We start from the raw sequence: 20,722 nt of genomic DNA, 5'->3' as shown, positions 1-20,722 counted from the left end.
CGCAGCGATGTCAGCGCCTGGCAGCCTCGGAAGGCGCGGAGGAAGGCGCCCGCACCGATGCGCCGCGCACCTCGATGCCGATCCGGTCCACCACCTTGCCCGCCGCGTCGAGCAGTTCCACCTGATGGCGGCCCGGCCATGGCAGCCACGCCACCTCGGCGCCGCGGCCGAGCGGCTTGCCATCCATGCGCCAGCTAACCGCGCGCGCGGACTGGCCGGCGATGCCTTCCGCCTGGAACCACACGCGCTGCGACGCCGGCGGCATGTCGGGGTCGAGCGCGAACACGGTGCCATTGGCCGGGTTGGCGATCGCCGGCGCGGCGCCGCCCGCCGCCGCGGGCTTGCCAACGCTGACGCGCGTGATGGCCGTCCCGGCGAGAAACACCTCCTCCCGCGCGGGCTCGAGGCCATCATCGAAATTCAGGGCCACGCGCTGCACGCCCGCGGGCATCTCCGGCGCGCGGCTGCCTTGCGCGCGGTGCAGCGCTTCCATGACTTCATGCCACACCGGCGCCGCGCCGGACACCCCGGAAACGTCGCGCATGGCCGCGCCGCTGGCGTTGCCGACCCACACGCCCACGGTGTAGCGCTGCGACCAGCCGATGCACCAGTTGTCGCGCATATCCTTGCTGGTGCCGGTCTTGACCGCGGTCCAGAAGCGCGTGGTCAGCGGGCTGTCGAGGCCGAAGGTGCGGGCCCGGGCGTGACGGTCGGCGAGGATATCGCCAATCACGTAGCTCGCGGCCGGCTGCATGACCGCGACGGGCGCAGCAACAGGTGCACCTTCGCGCAGCCGCGGCGGCGCATAGCGCCCGCCGTCGGCGAGCGCGCGGTAGGCATTGGTCAGCGCCAGCAATGACACGTCCGCGCTGCCCAGCGCCAGGCTGTAGCCGTAGTAGTCGCCCGCCTCGGTCAGCGGCAGGCCCAGCGCCACCAGCCGCTTGTGGAAGCGGTGCGGGGTCACCATCACCAGCGTACGCACCGCCGGCACGTTCAGCGATGCCGCCAGCGCCGCCCGCGTGCTGACCCAGCCGGCGTAGCGGTGGTCGTAGTTCTGCGGCACATAAAGTCCGCCGCCCACCGGCAGGTTCACCGGCCGGTCGTCGAGCAGCGACGCCGCGGTCAGGCGCCGTTCCTCCAGCGCCTGCGCATACAGGAAGGGCTTGAGCGTCGAGCCGGCCTGCCGCAGTGCGGCGGCGTGGTCGACCTGCGCGGCCGATGACAGCGCGCCGGACGAACCCACATAGGCGAGCACGTCGCCGCTGGCGTTGTCGATCACCACCACCGCGCCATCCTCGACATGGCGCCCGGCCAGCTCGCGCAGGTGCCGGTCGAGGCTTGCTACCGCCACGCGCTGCAGGCGGCCATCGAGCGTGGATACGATGCGCGCGGGCATGAGCGCGCCCGGCGCCAGCTGCGCGCGCGCGTCGCTGACCAGGCGGCGTGCGAGATGCGGGGCAAGCTGCGGGGCGAGCTGCTGCACCGTGGCGGGCGCCAACGCCGTGGCGTTACGCTGCGCCACCGGCCCGGTGCGCAGCAGTGCCAGCTGTGCGAAGCCTTCCAGCCCTTCACATTGGCGCGGCAGCTGCATTTCGCGCAGGATGCCGCAGGCCCGGCGCGCCACCTGCACGGCCGGCGCATTGGGCGCGCGCACCAGCGCCACCGCCAGCGCCGATTCGCGCGCATCGAGCCCTTCCGGATACTTGCCGAACAACACCTGCGACATCGCCGACAGCCCGACCAGTTCGCCGCGGAACGGCACCAGGTTCAGGTACGCCTCAAGGATCTGGTCCTTGCTCCAGCTGCGCTCGAGCATCGCCGCGCCCGCCGCCTGGCCGACCTTCTGCGTAAAGCTGCGCCCCTGCGCCGCCGCGCCGGGCCGGCGCAGGTCATCGTCCAGCAGTCCGGCCAGCTGCATGGTCAGCGTCGAGGCACCGCGCGTGCGCGTATTCCACAGGTTGGCCCATGCCGCCGCGGCCACGCCCTGCCAGTCGACGCCGCTATGCGCATAGAAGCGCTTGTCTTCCGACAGCACGATGGCCGTGCGCAATGCCGGCGAAGCCTGCGCCAGCGTGACCCAGTCGCCGCGGCGCGCGTGGAAGTCGTCGCGTACCCGCCCGACGACCTCGCCGTGGCGGTCCAGCACGACCACGTCGGCGCTGCGCCAGTCGTCGCGCACCTGCGTGAAGGTCGGCAACGCTGCTGCGTGGCCGCTCCATAGCAGCGGCGGCAGCGGCAATAGCGCCAGCCAGGCCAGTCGCGCGGTGCGCCGCATCATGACTGAGACCGTCCCGACACGATACCCGCCACCAGCAGCACCTGCGCCGCGGCATAGGTCCACCAGATCCCCAGCGCGAAAGTCTCGAACGGCACCAGGAAACGCGCGATGCCGATCATCATGTCCGATGCGGCAAAGCACAGCGCGCCCAGCGCCGCCAGCGGCGTCGGCAGCCGCGCCACCAGCGCGCTGCACGCCATCGCCGCAAGCACGCCCACGTACAGCGACACGGGCGCCGCCAGCGTACCGAGATTGGGCCAGAAGCGGCCCAGCATGGTCCCGGCCACGCCGAGCATGGCGCCGCATGCGATCAGCCGGTGCGGGCGCAGGTCGCCGGCCAGCGGCACCAGCAGCCGCAGGTAGGCAAGGTGCGCGAGCAGGAAGGCACCCAGCCCGCCCACGAACGAAAACGACAGCGCGGGCACCGCCAGCAGGAAATCGCCGATGGCCGAGCACACCAGCGCCGTCACCAGCCAGCGCCGTTCCGGCAGCGGCCGGTGGAACCACGCGGCACGCGCCAGCAGCAGCGCCATCGCGGTCTTCCACAGCGGCTGCATGGCGATCTGCCCGGTCAATGGCGCGCCTTCTGGCAGCTCCATCGACACCTGCACCAGCAAGGCGCCATAGATCACGCCCGCCAGCGCGCCCGCGAGCCACCACTCGCGCACCCGCGCCGGCATGCTCAGCGCGATCCAGCTCATGGGCGTGCCCCGACCACTAGCCGCGCGTTCGGCGCCACGCCGTACACATCGGGCGCATACATCGCCTCAACGCGCGACGGCGGCAGCGAGAACTCGCCGGCGTTGTTCAGCCGCACCGTGTACTCGACCGACACCATGCCCTTGGGCAGGTAGCCGAAATACTCGCGATACGCCTGTGGCGTGCGTTCGGTGTAGGCCGGCCAGGCCACGCCCTGGCGCCGCTCGCCGCGCGTGGCGATCTGCGAATCGCGGCCCAGGCCGCTGCCGAGGATGGTGGCGCCGGCGGGCACCGGGTCGCTGACCACCACCCAGGTCATGTCGGCCTGCGCATCGATCTCGAGCTTGACGCGGTACACGTCGCCGCGCGACCACTTGCCCGACGCCGCCTGTTCCTGCGGCGTCACGGTGCGCTTGATGCGGTAGCCCGCGGCCAGCGGCGCGGTGACCGGCACCGCGGCCAGCGCCTGCACCGTCGCCCACGGACGGCCGGCGCCGGCCTGCTCGACCTGCAGCGTGCCGCCTGCCACGCCGTCGGCGCCTGCCGGCCACGGCAGGTCGACGCTGCCCTGCGCCACGCCGTCGTTGCGCTGCGCGCGCGCCCAGTCGAAGCTGCGCGTGGTATCGGCAGCGTTGCTTACCGAGACGCGCGTGCTGCCCGCCACCGGCGTCTTCTCGAACACCTGCGCAAAGCGCGTCACCGCCAGCATGCCCCACGCGTTGGCGGTGGTGGTGCCCCAGGCACCGCGCACCTGCCGGCCGATCAGGCCAGTGGCCAGCTGCGGCGCATCTTCCTTCCAGCCCGGCAGTTCAGCGGCCAGCGCCAGCAGCCGCGCGGCGTTGGTATCGCCGCCGGCCATCATCCACCACCAGTTGTCGTTGCGCTCGGTAGAGAACGCCAGCCGCGTGCCTTGCACCATCAGGCGCGAGCGCAGCAGTTGCTGCGCCTCGGCCAGCCGCTGCTCGCGCTGCGGGATATCGGCCATGCGCGTCAGCAGCAGCGTCCAGTCGAGCAGCGCCGAGGTCGGCCACTGCGCCGGCAGGACCTGGATCGCATCCAGCATACGTGCCTGCGCGTGGCCGGTACGCGACAGCGCTTCGAGCGCGGCCAGCTTGCGCGCCTCCAGGTATTGCGTGCCACCCACCGGCGACCAGCTGTCGCGGCGGATGCGGCCTTCGACGAAGTCGGTCAGTCCGCGCTCCATCTGCGCGCGCTGCGCGTCGGGAATGCGTAGCGCCAACCCGGCGCGCGCGGCCTCGTCGGTCACCGCCAGCAGGTAAGCGGTCAGCACCTCGCTGCCGTAGTCGCTATCCGAAGCCAGCGGGAAGTACGAAACCAGCCCGTTGGCGTCGAGGTACGACGGCAACTGCGTCATCAGCGCCTCCCACGCGGCCGTGTCGTTCAGGCCGATCGCCTTAGACGCACGCTGCTCCAGGCACGTGAACGAATAGTTTCGGAACCATTCGCGCACGCCCGGCATGCCGCCCGCCAGCGACGACTGGAAGTTCACCTGCAGCCCGCCGCGCACCTTGCCGGCAGGATCCGCCAGCGCCCCCGGCGGCGCCTTGACCGGCACCGACAGCGACGGCGCCACCTGCGCCAGCGTGGCCTGCTGCACCGTCACCGGCACAGCGGGGACGATCTGCTGCGAGACCTTGATGCGGTCGCCGGCGTTGCCGCCGCCCTGCTCGCTCGCCTGCACTTCCCACATCACGGTGCCGCTGCGCGCATACGCCAGCAGCGTGGGCGCGGTCACGTCCCAGCCAATCTCGCGCGCTTCACCCGCGGGAATCTGCACGGTCTGCGCGGGCAGCGTGCCGTCGCTGCCGAGCAGCGTGGCGCGCGCGCTCGCCTGCACCGTCATGGCGCGCTTGGTGGTATTGCGCAGCGTGAACATGGCGCGGTAGCGGTCATCCTCGCGCACCAGCAGCGGCAGGCCGGAGATCACCTGCAGGTCCTGCGTGGCGGCAATGGTGGCACTGCCTGTGCCAAAGCGGCCCACGCCCAGGTCGGCCACGGCGACGATGCGGAAGCTGGTCAGCGAATCGTTGAGCGGCACCTCCAGGCTGGCGCGGCCTTCGGCATCGAGCTGCACGCGCGGGTTCCACAGCAGCAGCGTGTCGAACAGTTCCCGCGTCGGGCTCTTGCCACCGCCACCGCCGGCGGGCACCGCCTTGCGCCCGTAGTGCCGGCGCCCAATGATTTCCATCTGCGCGGTCGACGTTTCCACGCCATAGCCGCGCCGCTGCAGCATGGCGTCAAGCAGGTCCCAGCTGGTGTTGGGCATCAACTCCAGCAATGCCTGGTCGACCGCGGCCAGCGCGATTTCGCCGTTGGCGGCTGGCTTGCCGTCGGGCAAGCTGACCTGGATCGCCACGCGCGCCTTGCCGCGCACCGGATAGGTGGTCTTGTCGGGGGTCACCGTGACATCGAGCCGATGGCCGGCATTGCCCACCCTGATCTCGGCCAGCCCCAGCCGGAAGGCCGGCTTGGACAGGTCGACCAGTGCCGTCGGCGCGGCGTATTCGCGGCCTTCGCTGCGGAAGGCGCGCCACCACTCGCCCGGCTGGCGCCAGCCCCAGGTAAAGAACGAATACCACGGCACTTCATGCAATCGCCCGCGCAGCGCCAGCACCGAGACGTAGACATTAGGCCCCCACTCCGGCTTGACCTGCACGCGCACTGTGGGATCGCTGCCATGCAGCTCGACCACCTGGGTCTGGTAAATGCCCTCGCGCTCCACCGCCACCAGCGCGGTGGCGTGGCGGAACGGCATGCGCACCTGGAACACCGCGGTGTCTCCCGGCGCGTAGGACTTCTTCTCCGGCAGCAGGTCGATGCGATCGTGGTTCTCGCCGCCGAACCACAGTTCGCCCTGGCGCGTGACCCATACCGTCGAAGCAGCCTGCGCGGTGCGTCCCTCCTTGTCGCGCGCGCTTGCCACCAGTTCGACCTGGCCGGCCTGTTCCAGCGCCACCTCGCAGCGCGCGCGGCCCTTCGCATCGGTGCGGGTCTCGCACACGGTGCCAAGCTCGCGCGTCTCGGTGCGGTTGTCATAGCGGTAGAAGCCGCCGACCACGCGCTTGCGCGCCGAGGTGGTGATGCGCGCGCGCGCATTGAGCTTGACCGGGGCATCGGCGATCGGCTTGCCGTTGAGATCCAGCACCACGCCGTGCACCGCCAGCTTCTGCTTCACCGAGACCCAGCCTTCGGTACGGATGCCGACCACCACGCCGGCCGGCCACAGCGGCACGGTCTGGCGCAGCGTCTGGATCTCGCCGTTGGGGTCGGCAAAGCCGGCCTCGAGCACCAGGTCGCGCGGCGCGTCGATCTTGGGCAGCTTGCGCAGCGTGACGGTGCCGTTGCCGTTCTTGTCCAGCGTCAGCGGCAGCTTGTCCGCCACCAGTTTCTGGCTGTCGGCATTGTCCGCCTGGTCCGCGTCATCCATTTCCTCGTCGCCGCTGGCGCTTTCGCGCTGCGGACGCGGGGGGTTGAACGAGAACTCGTCATAGCCGGGGAAGCTGACGCTCTTGTCGCGCAGCAGCGCCGATACGCGCACCGGCAAGCCGGCCGCGCCGCCACCCGACAGATAGTGGATTTCCACGCCGACCGGCAGCTCGGCCGGCGCGATCGCGGCGCCGGCCTTGCCGGCCAGTTGCAGCGTGCCGGCAAGCACCGGCAGCCGGAACGCTTCCACGCGGAAGCTGCCGCTGGGATAGGTACGCGAGCCTTCGTTGCGGCCGTTCGCGCCCCCACCCTGCTGCGTCTGCTGCGTTTGCTGTGTTTCCAGCTCGACGGTATAGACGCCGAGCTTGGCCGCGGGCGGCACCTGGAACGTGCTTTCCGCGCTGCGCCCGCCCGTGGCGGTCTGGCGCCACTGCAGCGGCACTTCGTAGGTCTGGCCGCTGCCGTCGTGGCGGATCACCATGCGCGTCGGCAGCGGGCGGCTGGCCGGCGGCAAGGCAAAGCCCTGCGCGGTCTCGGCGCGGATCAGGTGCTTCATCGACACGGTCTCGCCGGCGCGCAGCAAGGTACGGTCGAAGACGGTATGCGCGCGCACCGTCGGCGCGATGCTGGTATCAGTGGGCACATTGAAGCGCCAGGTCTCGATGCCGCGGTTCCAGTCCGACATCACGAAGGCCATGTCGGCCTTGCCACGCGCCTGCGGATGTCCGGCGGCGATGCGCGCCGACACGAAATAGCCGGACAGCCCGTTCTGGTCGCAATTCGATTCCGGCACGGCTTCCAGTCTGGCAAAGCGCACCACGCCGCTCGCGTCGGTGCGGCCCTCGCCCAGCAGGCGCCCGCTGCAGTCGCGCACCGCGACGGCGGCGTCGGCCACTGGCTTGCCGTCGTCGAGCGCCGTGACCCACGCCAGGCCGCTGCGGCTGCCGTCGTCCTCATTGCCCAGGCTGCGTCCCAGCTTGAAATGCACGCCCAGGTTGGTCACCAGCGCAGCGGTGCGCACATACATCGGCGCGCGCTTGCCTAGCAGTGCCTCGCCCAGCATCGGCGAAGCAATCTCGACCACATGGAAGCCTGGTTCGGGTAGCGGGATGCCGACCACTTCGAACGGCCGCGGGCCGTCGCCCGATGGTTTGGGTACGGCCAGCTTCTGCACGCCGGGCGCGCGCTCGAGCAACGACACCGAGCGCGTCTCGATCGACACCGCGTTGCGCGGATTGTTCACGCGGTAGGGCGAGCGGCCCGCCAGCACCGCGTCGAGCTCGCCGCGGGTATAGCTGGACTCATGCATGCGGCGCACCAGGCCCAGCCATTGCATCACCGCAGCATCGTCGTCCACGCGCAGCTTCATTACCGTGCCGGCACGCGCCTGGATGCCACGCACGGCAAGATCGGCCTCGACATTGCGCAGCGTCACCGGCAACAGCGGCGGATAATCCGCCGGCGACTTGCCGCGCGGCAGTTCGCCGAAGCGCTCCACCACGCCGAACGGCGCGGCGGCGAACTTGGCCAGCGGCGGCATGGACGCCGTGGCAACCTTGAGCGGGAACAGGTCGGCATTGGACAGCGTGCGGCCGCTGTCGTCCTTCAGGTCCTTCGGTACCTCGATGGTGAATTGCGCCCTCTCGGCGAACGGCGCGGCAAAGGTCAATGCGCTGACGCTGGCGTCCGGCGCCAGGTCGGGATCGAATTGCGGCGCGCGCGGGCCGGACGGCGTCTTCAGCACCACGTGCTCGGCCTGCTTGCGCGGCACCGGGGCCGAGAACGTGACCGACATCGGCCGCAGCGGCGTGCATGGCGATTGCGCGTGCTCGCGCTCGCAGCTGAAGCTAGCGGTAAAGGGTTCGCGCACGGTGTAGTCGAAGCGGCGCTCGTCGCGCGTGGCCACCCCCGACGGTGTGGCGATGCCCGCGCCCAGCACCAGTTGCACGCGCGCCGCGGCCGGCAACCGTTGCTGGCAGGCAAGCAGATGGACAGCATCGGGCGCCGGCTTGGCCAGCTTGCTCCAGTGGATTGCCTCGAGCAGGTCGTCGCGTTCCTTGCCAGTGAGCAACCGCACCGGAATGCGCTCGCCCAGCCCTTGCGCCTGGCACCAGGCGTGCTCGCGTACCGACGCCGGCGTGGCCGGGCCGTTGAAGCGCAGCGCGAAGACCTGGTCTTCCTCGATCTCGCCGCCGGACGGCCGGCTGGCGATCACGGTCGGGCCGCCGGTTTCGAAGCGATATTCCGGCTTGCCGGCATAGGCGGTGCCGGCGACGCTTTTCAGCCCGGCGCGCATGCGCACGCTGCAGCGCACCCCGGGCGGCAGATCGCTGGCGAAATCGTAGACCCAGTTCCTGGCATCCACCCAGCGAGCCTGGCCGCTGGTACTGGCGCCGGTGCAGGACACCGCGGCGGGCGCGGCGGCCTGTACATCGCCCATCGGCACCATGGCCTCGTCAAAGCGGATCGCCACCTGCCTGACCTGCCCCACTGTACCTTCCGGTGAAAAGCGGGTGACTTGGGCGGCATCGGCGGGCTGGACGCCGGCGAGCAGCACGAGCGCGGCGCCGAGCGCCAATGCCGCAGCACTTGATGCGCGCGCTGGCTGCCTCCTGCCAAGGTTCCGATCGGCTCCGGCGACGATTCCCTTCATCCTGCCATCCTCCCTTTTCCGCCACTTTCTGGCACCCGGCGAGGGTGACACGCACGCCACAGGAGTGCAAGACTGGCACGCAATCCCACAAGGCGCCCCGGGAAAAGATTCAACGCGGAATCAGTGCCGACTCAGCGCAAGTGCGACAACGGCAGCGCCCCCTCGCACTTGATCGCGGTCAGCACGATATTGGAACGCACGCTCTCCACGCCGGGCACCCGCATCAGCCGCTTCATGGTGAATTCCGCCAATGTGGGCAGGTCCGGCACGACCACGCGGATCAGGTAATCGGCCTCGCCCGCCACCGAATAGCACTCCTGCACCTCTTCCAGCAGCAGGATTTCCTCGCGAAAGCGCTCGACGATGGTGTCGCCGTGGTGCGCCAGCTTGACGCTGATAAAGACCAGCACGCCCAGCCCCAGCGCCTGGGTTGACAGGCTGACGCGGTAGCCGGTGATGACGCCGTCGGCTTCCAGCCGCGCCAGGCGGCGCCCGACCTGGCTCGGCGACAGGTGCACGCGCTCGGCCAGCTGCTGGTGGGTGGAGCGGCCGTCTGCCTGCAGAGCGGCCAGAAGTGCCAGATCGAAAGGATCGAGAGAGGCGCTTATGGCAGTCATACACAAATTCCGCATTGATTAGTCGCATCACGCACGCTACACGCACGATTGGTCCAAGACAAGCTGATTTTGCGGTGTATATGCGGCATACCCTCACTAAACTACGCAGTGAATCCGCATTCAAGCTGCACGGCGCCGCAGCGATCACGCATAACAGGAGACACAAACCCATGTCCACACCCGCCATGGCCCCCACCGAAGCCCCCGCCGCCTTCCAGGGCACCCTCACCGACAAGCTGCGGGAACAGTTCGACGAAGGCCTGCTGTCCGGCCAGTCGCTGCGCCCTGACTTCACCATCGAGCAGCCGGTGCACCGCTACACCAGCACCGACCACGCCATCTGGCGCAAGCTGTACGAGCGCCAGGCGTCGATGCTGCAGGGCCGGGTCAGCGACGAATTCCTGCAAGGCCTGGCCACGCTGGGCATGGAAAAGGATCGCGTGCCGGATTTCGGCCAGCTCAACGAAACCCTGATGCGCGCCACCGGCTGGCAGGTTGTTGCCGTGCCCGGGCTGGTGCCGGACGAGGTGTTCTTCGAGCACCTGGCCAACCGCCGTTTCCCGGCCAGCTGGTGGATGCGCAAGCCAGAGCAGCTGGACTACCTGCAGGAGCCGGACTGCTTCCACGACGTGTTCGGCCACGTGCCGCTGCTGATCAACCCGGTCTTTGCCGACTACATGGAGGCCTACGGCAAGGGCGGCCTGAAGGCGGCCGGGATGGGCGCGCTCGACATGCTGTCGCGCCTGTACTGGTACACGGTGGAGTTCGGCCTGATCCGTACCGGGCAAGGGCTGCGCATCTACGGCGCGGGCATCTTGTCGAGCCAGGGCGAATCGATCTACAGCCTGGATTCGGCCAGCCCCAACCGGATCGGCTTTGACGTGCGCCGCATCATGCGCACGCGCTATCGCATCGACACCTTCCAGAAGACCTACTTCGTGATCGACAGCTTCGAGCAACTGTTCGACGCGACCCGGCCGGACTTCGCCCCGCTGTACCAGGAACTGCGTGCGCAGCCCACGCTGGGCGCCGGCGACGTGGTGCCGGGCGATAAGGTGATCCATGTCGGCACCCGCGAAGGCTGGGCCAACACCGACGACATCTGACGCCAAGGGCGCCTGCCCCCGCTTCCCGCTTTGTGAAACAATGCCGGCATGCCCGCCGCCACGGCGCGGGCGGGCCGGCTGTCCGCTTTGGCGGCGTCCCCGGACGCTGCTTGCCGATTTCCCAAGACCCAGATCGAGCCCACCATGACCCCTCTGTCCCCGCAAGCCCGAGCCACGCTGCTAGCTGAACTGCCCGGCTGGACCACCGTCCAGGACCGCGACGCGATCTTCAAGCGCTTTACTTTCCACGACTTCAACGCCGCCTTCGGCTTCATGACACGCGTGGCGATCCAGGCAGACAAGGCCGACCACCATCCCGAGTGGTTCAACGTCTACAACCGCGTCGACATCACGCTGTCGACCCACGACGCCAACGGCCTCACGCAGCGCGACATCGACCTGGCCCACTTTATCGAGCGCGCCGCCGCGGCGCTGGTAGTGCCGGACTGAGACCCGGCGCGGCAGCAGATATCCGGGCGGATGTAGGCAAAGCGTAAGGAAGCAGCCGTCCGCGCCTAGTACAATCTGCGGCAGGCCCGCACCAGCGTGTGCTGCATGGGCCCTTCTCCAGCCATGCCCAACCTCCTGCCCGAGCCGCCATGCGTATCTTGCTGATCGAGGACGACCGCCAGATTGCCAGCGGCGTCGAAGCCGGCCTGTCCCGCGCCGGCCACCAGGTACGCGTCGTCCACGACGGCGTCTATGCCACCGAACACCTGCTGCGCGAGCAGCACGACCTGGTCATCCTCGACCTGGGCCTGCCCGGGATCGACGGCATGACCCTGCTGGCGCGCTACCGCGCCCGCAACCGCACCACCCCGGTCATCATCCTGACCGCGCGCGACGAGCTGGAAGACAAGCTCTCGGGCCTGAACGCCGGTGCCGACGACTACCTGATCAAGCCCTTCGCCCTGCCCGAGCTGGAAGCGCGCGTGCGTGTGCTGCTGCGCCGCAGCCAGCACGGCGAGGCCGCGCCCGAGCGCGACGTGCGCCTGGGGCGCCTGCGCCTGTCCGGCAACGACCGCCGCATGTTCATCGACGCCCGGCCGCTGGAACTGTCGCCGCGCGAGTTCGCGGTGCTAGAACTGCTGCTGCAGCGCCAGGGCCGCGTGGTCAGCAAGGCGCAGTTGCAGGACCACCTGGCCACCTTTGCCCACCCCGCCGGCGAAGGCGGCGATACCGTGGGCGACACCGCCATCGAGGTCTACGTGCACCGCGTGCGCAAGAAGCTCGATGACAGCGATGTCGAGATCGTGACCGTGCGCGGCTTCGGCTACCTGCTGCAGATCCGCGCCGGCCAATGAAAGCGTTCCTGCCGCTTGCGCCGCCCGCGAACGGCCTTGATCCCCGGCCCTGATCCTCGGCCCTGTTTCTGCCCCAGCTGGCAATGTGGCCCCGCACCCGCACCTCCTCCCGGATTTCCTGGCGCACTTCGTCCCGCATCGCAACGCGGAACGTGCTCCCATCCTCCGCCGCGACTGACAACGCAGGCGCCGCGCCGACGCGCCAGGCCACCCGCCCCGGCTCCAACATCAGCCTGCGCGTACACCTGCTGCGCGCGCTGGCGACGCCGCTGTTCGCGCTGGTGCTGACCAGCGGCTCGCTGTCCTATTGGCTGGCGGCGCACTACACCACGCAGGTATTCGACCGCGCGCTGTACGGCGTGGCCAACAACATTGCCCAGCAGATCCGCATCGCCGGCCCGCGGCTGGAGCAGGATATCCCGATGATCGCGCAGACGCTGGTCGAGGCCGAGGGCACCGACCGCATCTACTGGCGCATCCACGGGCCCGATGGCCTGATCGGCGGCATGGACACCTGGCTCGGTTACGGCACCGGCCAGACCACGCTGCATGATGCCCGGCTGTTCTACGCCTGGTTCAGCGGGCGCCAGGTGCGCGCGGTGCGGCTGCCGGTGATGCTGCCCAGCGCCGCGGTGGACGAGCTCGGCACCAGCGAGGCCGGCAAGCCCGCGCGCGGGCCCATCGTGGTCGAGGTGGCCGAGCTGCTGGACCGGCGCGAAACCGCCGCCAACGAGATCCTGCTGTCGGTGTCGGTGCCGCTGATCCTGCTGCTGCTGGTCGGCAGCCTGATCCTGTCGCACGTGCTCAAGGAAGAGCTGGTGCCACTGCAGATCCTGGCCGACAAGCTCAACCGGCAGACCGCGCGCTCGCTGGCGGCGCTGGACGAAACCCAGGTGCCGGCCGAGGTGGCGCCGCTGATCCGCGGCCTGAACGCGCTGCTGGCGCGGCTGCGCGACGCCCTCGACGCGCAGCGCAAGTTCATCGCCGATGCCGCGCACCAGCTGCGCACGCCGCTGACCGCGGTCAAGCTGCATGCCGACCGCGCCATGGAAGCCGATTCGCCGGATGTCGCCCGGCATGCCCTGCGCGAAGTCCAGACCGCCGCCGACCGCGCGGTGCGCCTGTCGAACCAGCTGCTGTCGCTGGCGCGCGCCGAGCCTGGGCTGTCGCTGGAGCGGCTGGGGCCGGTGGAGCACTTCGACCTGGCCGAGCTTGCCTTCGAGACCGGCGCCGAATGGGTGCCGCAGGCGCTCGCGCGGCGCATCGACCTGGGTTTCGAGATCCTGCCCGGGCCAACCTTCACCGGCAGCACGCCCGCGGTCGTGCGCGGCAACCGCCTGCTGATGCGCGAGGCGCTGTCCAACCTGATCGACAATGCGGTGAAGTATGTGCCGGCCGGCGGCCGCATCACCGTGCGCGCCGGCGGCGAGGCCATGGGTCACCGCGGCATGGCGGTGGTGATGATCGAAGACAACGGGCCCGGCATCCCGCCGCAGCGGCGCGAAGAGGTGTTCAAGCGCTTCTTCCGCGGTGACCGTGCGGCCCAGAGCGGCGGCGCCGGCCTCGGACTGGCGATCGTGCACGAGATCGTGACCCTGCACCAGGGCACCATCCATATCGAGGACGTGCCACGGCAGCCGGCCAGCCTGCAGGGCACCGAGGGCACGCCGGAGCGCCGGCCGGTGATGCGCTTCGTGATCCGGATCCCGTGCGAGCCGGCCGGGTCGGCCGGGTCGACCCATTCGGCCGGCTGAACGGCCTCCAGCCTTACTTCTTCTTTTTCTTGTCCTTCGGCGCCAGCATGGTGCCGCGGCATCGCGCGCTGCCACAGCGGCACTCGAATTCCTTCTTCAGCTTGGCCGTATAGCGCGCCTCGATCACCAGGCCATAGTCATAGAACAACTCTTCGCCCTCGGAGATATCGCGCAGCGCGTGGATGAAGACGCGGCCCTTCTTCTCGCGCGCCTCGCAATTGGGCTCGCAGGCATGGTTGATCCAGCGCGCGCGGTTGCCGCCGAACTTGGCATCGATGACGCTGCCATCGTCCAGGCTGAAGTAGAAGGTGTGGTTGGGATCGCTGGGATCGTGCGGGTGGCGCTCCAGTGCCTTCTTCCAAGAGATGTGCTCGCCCTTGTACTCGATCACGCGCTCGCCTTCGGCGATGGACGCGATCGCGTATACGCCCTTGCCGTGCACGCCTGACTGGCGCACCTCGATCCGGTCGCTCGCTGTCTTCTTGCCCGCTGCCTTGTGCTTTGCCTTGTCCGCCATTTGCCTTTCCGTGCGTGTCATTGCCTGCGCGGGCCATTCCGCCGCGATCGCGCATGATACCGGCGCGGCTGCGGCACGTATACGCAACCCCCGGGGTTAGCCGCACCTACACGGCACGCGCCCTGGCGGGTATACGACCTGATCACGCAAGCCTCGCGCATGTGGATAACCCGGCCTCCTTCTGTGGAAAAGCACGCGGATTCGATGTGGGCTGCCTGGGGCTGGCATGGGGATGCCTCAGGCATAAGTCGTAGGCGTTTACCGCAAGACCTCATCCCTAAGGCTGATTCATCCACTGCGACCAACACCGGATACGGCCACTTCTCGTATACGTAAACCGTTGACGGCAAAGACGTTTACGTGGTTTTCCACAGATGGAGGCGATGTTTACCTACTACTACTATCTGTATACATGAAAGAAAGATGTAAACCGAAAGACAGGCACAGGGCAGCGGCAAGAGTCCGACGTATACCGGCGCTCGGGAGGGTTGCCGTATACACGTGGCTGGACGACCGGATCCAGGCATGCACGAGCCGAATACCGAGCCTGCCAAGGTGCTGACCCTGATCTCCGGCGGATGCAACATAGTGCAGTTGAACTGTGGGCTCCTGCGCGCATGGAGGCGCGTTTACGTGCAGGAGGCTCCCCCGGCCAGCTGTTGCTATCCCAGAGGGCCTGTAAACGCCTTTGCAGCGCTTCATGGCGTTATACCGACCCCCAGGGCTACCCTTGAGGTGGCGGCATAGCTGCACGCCTGTGCAGCGCCATGTGGCCGTCCCTGCGCTCGATGCGAGGCGTTTGCGCCGCAACGGCAGGGCTCGAAACCTGCCTTGTCGACGCGTCGATTTGCCGCCAGCCACGGCCTGATGCGGCCTTGCGGAAAACTGCAGGTAACAATCTGTTCCCGGTGCGCCTTGTCCGACACGGTATCATGTGGCCCGCGGCGTCTTTGCCGGGGCGGTGCCAGCCTGGCTGCCGCCAACCGGGACGCCTGTGTTTTATCAACTCGATACGGAGTGAAGCATGACGAAAACCGAACTGATCGACGCTATCGCAGCCGGTGTGGACGGTCTGACCAAGGCCAAGGCAGAACAGGCACTGAACGTGACCCTGTCGGCCATCATGGACGCCGTGGCAAAGGGCGATACGCTGAGCCTTATCGGCTTTGGCACGTTCAGCAAGGGCGAGCGTGGCGAGCGCATGGCGCGCAACCCGCGTACCGGCGAAGAAATCAAGGTGGAAGCCGCCAAGACCGTGAAGTTCAAGGCCGGCCAGAAGTTCAAGGACGCTGTCAACCAGTGAGCCTGACGGGCTGCACTGCACGGCCCGTGTTTGTTTGACCCCGCCATGCCGCCGCCGGCCGCAAGCTTCGACCAGGGCGCAGGTGAGCGCCAGGCGGGGGACGTTATCCACAGCAGGGATCGACGTTTTCTGCAGTATCCGCCGCATCGCCGAAGCCATTGCCGAAGCGGTTGCGCGCCAGGTCTTCCAACGGGCGTCCAGCCAAGGCCGATGCAGGGCCGGATAGGGCGCCGAGCCATGTGGGGCTTTCATGTTCGCCCGTCCATTGCGCCGCAGATCTCCACAGCGTTATGCACAGCGCTTTCCACAGCGGATTCCACAGGTTTCTCCACAAGCAATCTGCGCCGCCGCGGCGCTGGCGCTGCTGAGCGCCTGCACCACCGTCAGCGAACCCGCGCGCCCGCAGGCACGCCCGCTGCCCGACAACGAGCGGCCGGTCACCACGCCCGGCGCCACACCGCGCGAGCGCATCGTCGAGATCGCCACGCAGGAGTGGGCACGCTGGGGCGGGCAGGTGGTGCGCCTCGGCCGCGACGACAGCGCTTGCGTCACCTACAGCCCGGTGCCGGCGCCCGAACTGCCCCCGGCCTTGCCGGAACCGCCGGAGGTGCAACCCGACGACAAAGCCAATACCGGAGCGCCCGCCAGCGGCACCAGCGCCGACACCGACAACCACAACGTCAAGTGGCCGCGCGCCGATTGCATGACCTTTCCGGACGGCACCGGCATGGAGGCCACGCCGACGGGCTGCACGCTGGCCCGGCGTTACTGGGGCATCGTCGGCGAAACCCCCAGCTGCGGGCAGGTCACGCAAGGCGCGTGGGCCTGGTCGGCGGTGTTTATCTCCTGGGTGTTGCGCAAGGCCGGGCTGGATGAGCAGCAGTTCCTGACCGGCCAGTCACATTCGATGTACGTGGTCGATGCGCGCGACGGCATCCTTGCCCGTCCCGCCTTCCGCATCGAACCCGTTCCGGCCATGCCCCGCCCGGGCGACATCGTCTGTTCCGGACGCGGACGCGACCGCTACCTGGAGGATGTGGCCGAGATCGGCTTCGGCACCACGCCGATGCATTGCGACATCGTGGTGGCCGTCGATCCGGCGGCGCGGGTGGTGCGTGCCATTGGCGGCAATGTCCAGCAATCGGTATCGATAGAGGAAATCGAACTGGGCGATTCGGGGCGGATCGATGGCGTAACCAATTCGCATATGCCCTGGCTGCTGGTGATGCGGAACAACCTGCAATAGGCGGTACGCTTATTGGTGTGAATAATCATTCGTAGGTGAAAATTCGCTCGATGATTATTCGAATGAATAGTTTGGCGTTACTCGAACAGCTCAAACAGCTCGAGCTGCGACTGATTCCGGTCGCTGGTCGCCACCCCTACCCCCAGCAACCGCACCGGTAGCCCGCGCCGGGCGTGGCCTTCTGCGAGCAGGCGCGCATAGACAGCGCGGTCGGGCGCATGGCCGCGGCATTCCACCGTGGTCTGGCGGAAATCCGAAAAGCGCAGCTTGACCGTCAGCTTGTCGATGGTGCCGTGCGCCTGCGCGCGGGCAATGCGCGCCTCGAGCATGGCGATCAGCGGCTCCAGTTCGGCCAGGCACGCCTGCAGGTCGGGCAGGTCGTCGGCATAGGTCTCTTCCACGCTGATCGACTTGCGCTCGCGCTCGGGCGTGACCTCGCGGTCGTCCACGCCGCGGCACAGCTTGTAGAGCCGCGTCCCAAACGCGCCGAATTCGCGGTGCAGCCGGTCCGGCGACCACGGCCGCAGGTCGCCGCAGGTCTGCGCGCCCAGCCCCCGCAGCTTGGCGGCGGTGACCTTGCCGACCCCGTGGATGCGGTCGACCGGCAGCGCGGCGACGAAGGCATCAACCGCCGCCGGGCGGACTACGAACAGCCCGTCGGGCTTGTTCCAGTCGCTGGCGATCTTGGCGACGAATTTGCTCGGCCCGACGCCGGCGGAAACGGTCACGCCGACCTGGTCGCGCACGCGCTGGCGGATTTCTTCGGCAATGCGGGTCGCGCTGCCGGCGTGGCGCGTGCACAGGCTGACGTCGAGGTAGGCCTCGTCCAGCGACAGCGGTTCGACCAGCTCGGTGTATTCGCGGTAGATCGCAAAGATCTGGCGCGACACTTCGCGATACTTGTCCATGGCCGGGCGCAGGATCAGCAGATCCGGGCAGCGCTTGACCGCCTGCGCCGACGCCATGGCCGAGCGCACACCGAACGCACGCGCTTCGTAATTGCAGGTAGCGATCACCCCGCGCCGGTCGGGCGAGCCGCCCACGGCCATCGGCCGGCCGCGCAGCGACGGGTCGTCGCGCATCTCGACCGAAGCGTAGAAGCAATCGCAGTCGCAATGGATGATCTTGCGCTGGACCGGGGGCGTGGCATCAGGCGGCGCGGACATTGCCAGGTACCAGGTTTATCTACGAGAAGAATGAACGATTGGTTGATTTAAATCGATTCATTAGTCGCCTGGATGGAAGCCGCCTTTTGCCGGCTGTTCATCCACAACCCTTCCGCCGCATACAGCGCCAGCGAAATCCAGATCAGCGCGTAGCCGGCCTGCTTCTGCGCGGGAAACGGTTCATGCCACAGCCACACGCCCAGCAGCAGCTGCAGCGTCGGCCCGGTGTATTGCAGCAGCCCCAGCAGCGACAGCGGGATGCGCCGCGCGCCCGCGGCGAAGAACAGCAGGGGCACCGCCGTCACCGGCCCGGCCATCAGCAGCAGCAGCTGCGTACCTGGCGCTGCGTGAGTAAAGCCATCCTGCCCCGTGGTGAACAGGTAGGCCAGCATCGCCGCGGCAAATGGAAACAGCAGCAGCGTCTCCAGCGACAGTCCTTCGAGCGCCCCCAGCGCCCCCGTCTTGCGCAACAGCCCATAGCCGCCGAAGCTGGCCGCCAGCCCCAGTGCGATCCAGGGCAACTGGCCCGCCGCCACCGTCAGCCACGCCACCCCGGCGGCGGCCACCGCGATCGACAGCCACTGCACCGGACGCAGCCGCTCGTGCAAAAACACCACGCCCAGCAGCACGCTGAACAGCGGATTGATGAAGTAGCCCAGGCTGGCATCGACCACGCGATTGGCCGACACCGCCCAGATATAGAGAAACCAGTTGGCGCACAGCAGCGCCGCGCTGGCGCCGAACGACTGCAGCAGGCGCCGGTCCTTCAACTGCCCGAGCCAGGCCCACTGGCGCCGCCAGGCCAGGATCAGCCCCAGGAACACCAGCGACCACACCATCCGGTGCAGCAGGATCTCCGTCGGCGCAATGCCGGGCAGCGACTTGATATAGAGCGGGAGCAGCCCCCAGATGACATAAGCCAGGAGCGCGTAAAGGATGCCGATTTGCATAGGGAATTCCGGTCGATGCCGGCGATTCTACCGGCGCCGGGGAAAGCTCGCCGGGCAATAAAAAACCCCATGCCCGCGGACAGGCATGGGGTTTGTGCCCGGCACCGGCCGGAACGTGCTTAGAGTTTGCGCGCGAAGCTGAACTGCGCGTAGGCCTGCTCGGCCACGTTGAACCACGCCGCCTCGTTGTTGCGGAATACGCGCCAGTCGTCGTAGATCTTCTTGAACGACGGGTTCTTGGCGGTCTCGTCGGCGTAGGCTTCCTGGGTCGCCTTGAAGCAGGCTTCCATGATTTCCTTGGAGAATGGGCGCAGCTTGACGCCGTTTTCCAGCAGGCGCGCCAGCGCCTGCGGGTTGACCGTGTCGTACTTGGCCATCATGGTGGTGTGGGCCTCGATGGTCGCCGTTTCCAGCGCGCGCTTGTACAGTGCCGGCAGCTTCTCATATTCGCTGGCCGAGGCGTAGAACGACAGCTGCGCGCTGCCTTCCCACCAGCCCGGGTAGTAGTAGTAAGGCGCCACCTTGTAGAAGCCCAGCTTCTCGTCATCGTACGGGCCCACCCACTCGGCCGCGTCGATCGTGCCCTTTTCCAGCGCCGGGTAGATGTCGCCGCCGGCGATCTGCTGCGGCACCACGCCCAGGCGCGACAGCACCACGCCGGCGAAACCGGCGATACGGTACTTCAGGCCCTGCAGGTCGGCCACGGTCTTGATTTCCTTGCGGAACCAGCCGCCCATCTGCGCGTTGGTGTTGCCGCCCAGGAAGTTGACGACGTTGTATTCCTTGAAGAATTCGCGCATCAGCTTCATGCCGTTGCCCTGCAGCATCCAGGCGTTCTGCTGGCGCGCGGTCAGGCCGAACGGCACAGTGGTGTCGAAGCACAGCGTCGGGTTCTTGCCGAAGTAGTAGTAGCCGGCGGTGTGGCCGATCTGCACGGTGTTGTTCTGCACCGAGTCCAGCACCTGCAGGCCCGGTACGATCTCGCCTGCCGCGAAGACCTTGATGTTGAACTTGCCGTCGGTCAGTTCCTTCACACGCGCCGACAGCAGCTCGGCGGCGCCGAAAATGGTGTCGAGCGACTTGGGGAAGCTCGAGGCCAGGCGCCATTCCACGGCCGGGTTACTGCCGACCACGGCCGGTGCTGCCGGACCGCTGGCGGCGACAGGCGCTGCCTTCTCTTCACCCTTGCCGCACGCGGCCAATGCCCCGGTGGCGGCCACGGCCGACGCCTTCAACAGAAAGGAACGACGTTCCATCTCTACTTCTCCTCTTATAGATATTGGTTCGGATGCAAGCGCGGCTCGCTTGGTGCCGGGCGCCGGACCGTGACGCACATGCCGCCGGCGATCGTGTCGATAGGCGGCCTGCGCAAGCTGTGCCTGTTGCGAACGGGCACGGCGGTGTGCCCTGCATGGCCGGGACTTGCGTCGCACGGCGAGGGCTGTCTTACCCGAAAGACAAGCCAGCCGATTATAGCGGTGGCCCTTTCGGCACGGAGCATCGCGCCAATACGGGTTTTCGCTAGTCGATTGCGACAGGCGGCGTGTGATTTTCGCATTGTGAGACGACCAACACTGTGATGGATTTTGTAACCCGGCTTGCGGTCAAATGGAGCGGCTGATAAAAAACAGTCCCCGCCTTTGGCGGGTTTGTTTCGCCGGTTTGTCTCATTCCGGCCGAGG

At 68.1% G+C, this 20,722-nt stretch carries 14 protein-coding genes; 6 read left to right on the top strand and 8 right to left on the bottom strand.

The features are described from left to right. Window positions 1-10 precede the first annotated feature (10 nt). From pbpC to ACIP1U_RS10805, 4 genes are all read right to left on the bottom strand, one after another. On the bottom strand, window positions 11-2,275 hold the full coding sequence (gene pbpC / locus ACIP1U_RS10820; RefSeq protein WP_400314843.1) for a penicillin-binding protein 1C: 2,265 nt from the start codon (window positions 2,273-2,275) through the stop codon (window positions 11-13). Beyond that, a complete protein-coding gene (locus ACIP1U_RS10815) occupies window positions 2,275-2,979 on the bottom strand; it encodes a lysoplasmalogenase (protein ID WP_400314599.1) in 705 nt (234 codons plus the stop codon). The genes pbpC and ACIP1U_RS10815 overlap by 1 nt, the downstream gene beginning before the upstream one ends. Further along, entirely contained in the window at window positions 2,976-9,077 is a 6,102-nt protein-coding gene (locus tag ACIP1U_RS10810; RefSeq protein WP_400314598.1) for an alpha-2-macroglobulin family protein, read from the bottom strand. The genes ACIP1U_RS10815 and ACIP1U_RS10810 overlap by 4 nt, the downstream gene beginning before the upstream one ends. A gap of 131 nt (window positions 9,078-9,208) precedes the next feature. After that, window positions 9,209-9,694 (bottom strand): Lrp/AsnC family transcriptional regulator, encoded by a 486-nt coding sequence (locus ACIP1U_RS10805; protein WP_400314597.1) that lies wholly within the window; start codon window positions 9,692-9,694, stop codon window positions 9,209-9,211. 170 nt (window positions 9,695-9,864) lie between these two features. Between ACIP1U_RS10805 and phhA the strand changes: the two genes are divergently transcribed. From phhA to ACIP1U_RS10785, 4 genes are all read left to right on the top strand, one after another. After that, the gene (gene phhA / locus ACIP1U_RS10800; protein ID WP_400314595.1) at window positions 9,865-10,800 is read left to right on the top strand and encodes a phenylalanine 4-monooxygenase; all 936 of its coding nucleotides are present in this window, start codon (window positions 9,865-9,867) and stop codon (window positions 10,798-10,800) included. A gap of 144 nt (window positions 10,801-10,944) precedes the next feature. Further along, window positions 10,945-11,250 carry a 4a-hydroxytetrahydrobiopterin dehydratase gene (locus tag ACIP1U_RS10795; protein ID WP_029046489.1) on the top strand — a complete coding sequence of 102 codons (306 nt, stop codon included), beginning with the start codon at window positions 10,945-10,947 and terminating at the stop codon, window positions 11,248-11,250. A 149-nt stretch (window positions 11,251-11,399) separates the two neighbouring features. After that, window positions 11,400-12,104 (top strand): response regulator transcription factor, encoded by a 705-nt coding sequence (locus ACIP1U_RS10790; RefSeq protein ID WP_400314593.1) that lies wholly within the window; start codon window positions 11,400-11,402, stop codon window positions 12,102-12,104. 83 nt (window positions 12,105-12,187) lie between these two features. After that, window positions 12,188-13,858: a sensor histidine kinase gene (locus ACIP1U_RS10785; RefSeq protein WP_400314592.1), complete on the top strand. Its 1,671-nt coding sequence runs from the start codon at window positions 12,188-12,190 to the stop codon at window positions 13,856-13,858. A 13-nt stretch (window positions 13,859-13,871) separates the two neighbouring features. On the opposite strand, the gene ACIP1U_RS10780 is transcribed toward ACIP1U_RS10785, so the two are convergent. Further along, complete coding sequence (locus tag ACIP1U_RS10780) at window positions 13,872-14,375, bottom strand: SET domain-containing protein (RefSeq protein ID WP_400314590.1); 504 nt, start codon at window positions 14,373-14,375, stop codon at window positions 13,872-13,874. 1,024 nt (window positions 14,376-15,399) lie between these two features. Here ACIP1U_RS10780 and ACIP1U_RS10775 point away from each other — a divergent pair. Continuing rightward, window positions 15,400-15,678, top strand: a complete 279-nt coding sequence (locus ACIP1U_RS10775; protein WP_012354324.1) for an HU family DNA-binding protein — start codon at window positions 15,400-15,402, stop codon at window positions 15,676-15,678. Window positions 15,679-15,928: 250 nt separating this feature from the next. Next, entirely contained in the window at window positions 15,929-16,924 is a 996-nt protein-coding gene (locus ACIP1U_RS10770) for a DUF2272 domain-containing protein (RefSeq protein ID WP_400314588.1), read from the top strand. 77 nt (window positions 16,925-17,001) lie between these two features. Here the strand turns inward: ACIP1U_RS10770 and dinB are convergent, their stop codons facing one another. The 3 genes from dinB to ACIP1U_RS10755 all read right to left on the bottom strand — a co-directional run bounded on the left by dinB (window position 17,002) and on the right by ACIP1U_RS10755 (window position 20,296). Then, window positions 17,002-18,090, bottom strand: a complete 1,089-nt coding sequence (dinB, locus tag ACIP1U_RS10765; protein ID WP_400314586.1) for a DNA polymerase IV — start codon at window positions 18,088-18,090, stop codon at window positions 17,002-17,004. A gap of 47 nt (window positions 18,091-18,137) precedes the next feature. Continuing rightward, a complete protein-coding gene (gene rarD / locus ACIP1U_RS10760) occupies window positions 18,138-19,040 on the bottom strand; it encodes an EamA family transporter RarD (RefSeq protein ID WP_400314584.1) in 903 nt (300 codons plus the stop codon). A 119-nt stretch (window positions 19,041-19,159) separates the two neighbouring features. Further along, complete coding sequence (locus ACIP1U_RS10755) at window positions 19,160-20,296, bottom strand: TRAP transporter substrate-binding protein (protein ID WP_400314583.1); 1,137 nt, start codon at window positions 20,294-20,296, stop codon at window positions 19,160-19,162. Between the last annotated feature and the right edge of the window lie 426 nt (window positions 20,297-20,722).

The sequence above is a fragment of the Cupriavidus sp. NPDC089707 genome (genome assembly GCF_044748965.1).
GTDB lineage: Bacteria > Pseudomonadota > Gammaproteobacteria > Burkholderiales > Burkholderiaceae > Cupriavidus.
Note: the sequence above shows the minus strand (reverse complement) of the source record. Positions and strands in the feature narration are given on the sequence as shown.

Excerpts from the sequence above, each read along its gene's own strand:
- ACIP1U_RS10770 (WP_400314588.1), top strand. The coding sequence starts at position 15,929 with ATGTTCGCCCGTCCATTGCGCCGCAGATCTCCACAGCGTTATGCACAG.
- ACIP1U_RS10785 (WP_400314592.1), top strand. The coding sequence starts at position 12,188 with ATGTGGCCCCGCACCCGCACCTCCTCCCGGATTTCCTGGCGCACTTCG.
- ACIP1U_RS10805 (WP_400314597.1), bottom strand. The coding sequence starts at position 9,694 with ATGACTGCCATAAGCGCCTCTCTCGATCCTTTCGATCTGGCACTTCTG.
- ACIP1U_RS10755 (WP_400314583.1), bottom strand. The coding sequence starts at position 20,296 with ATGGAACGTCGTTCCTTTCTGTTGAAGGCGTCGGCCGTGGCCGCCACC.
- ACIP1U_RS10790 (WP_400314593.1), top strand. The coding sequence starts at position 11,400 with ATGCGTATCTTGCTGATCGAGGACGACCGCCAGATTGCCAGCGGCGTC.
- dinB (WP_400314586.1), bottom strand. The coding sequence starts at position 18,090 with ATGTCCGCGCCGCCTGATGCCACGCCCCCGGTCCAGCGCAAGATCATC.
- pbpC (WP_400314843.1), bottom strand. The coding sequence starts at position 2,275 with ATGCGGCGCACCGCGCGACTGGCCTGGCTGGCGCTATTGCCGCTGCCG.
- phhA (WP_400314595.1), top strand. The coding sequence starts at position 9,865 with ATGTCCACACCCGCCATGGCCCCCACCGAAGCCCCCGCCGCCTTCCAG.
- ACIP1U_RS10775 (WP_012354324.1), top strand. The coding sequence starts at position 15,400 with ATGACGAAAACCGAACTGATCGACGCTATCGCAGCCGGTGTGGACGGT.
- ACIP1U_RS10815 (WP_400314599.1), bottom strand. The coding sequence starts at position 2,979 with ATGAGCTGGATCGCGCTGAGCATGCCGGCGCGGGTGCGCGAGTGGTGG.
- ACIP1U_RS10795 (WP_029046489.1), top strand. The coding sequence starts at position 10,945 with ATGACCCCTCTGTCCCCGCAAGCCCGAGCCACGCTGCTAGCTGAACTG.
- ACIP1U_RS10780 (WP_400314590.1), bottom strand. The coding sequence starts at position 14,375 with ATGGCGGACAAGGCAAAGCACAAGGCAGCGGGCAAGAAGACAGCGAGC.
- rarD (WP_400314584.1), bottom strand. The coding sequence starts at position 19,040 with ATGCAAATCGGCATCCTTTACGCGCTCCTGGCTTATGTCATCTGGGGG.
- ACIP1U_RS10810 (WP_400314598.1), bottom strand. The coding sequence starts at position 9,077 with ATGAAGGGAATCGTCGCCGGAGCCGATCGGAACCTTGGCAGGAGGCAG.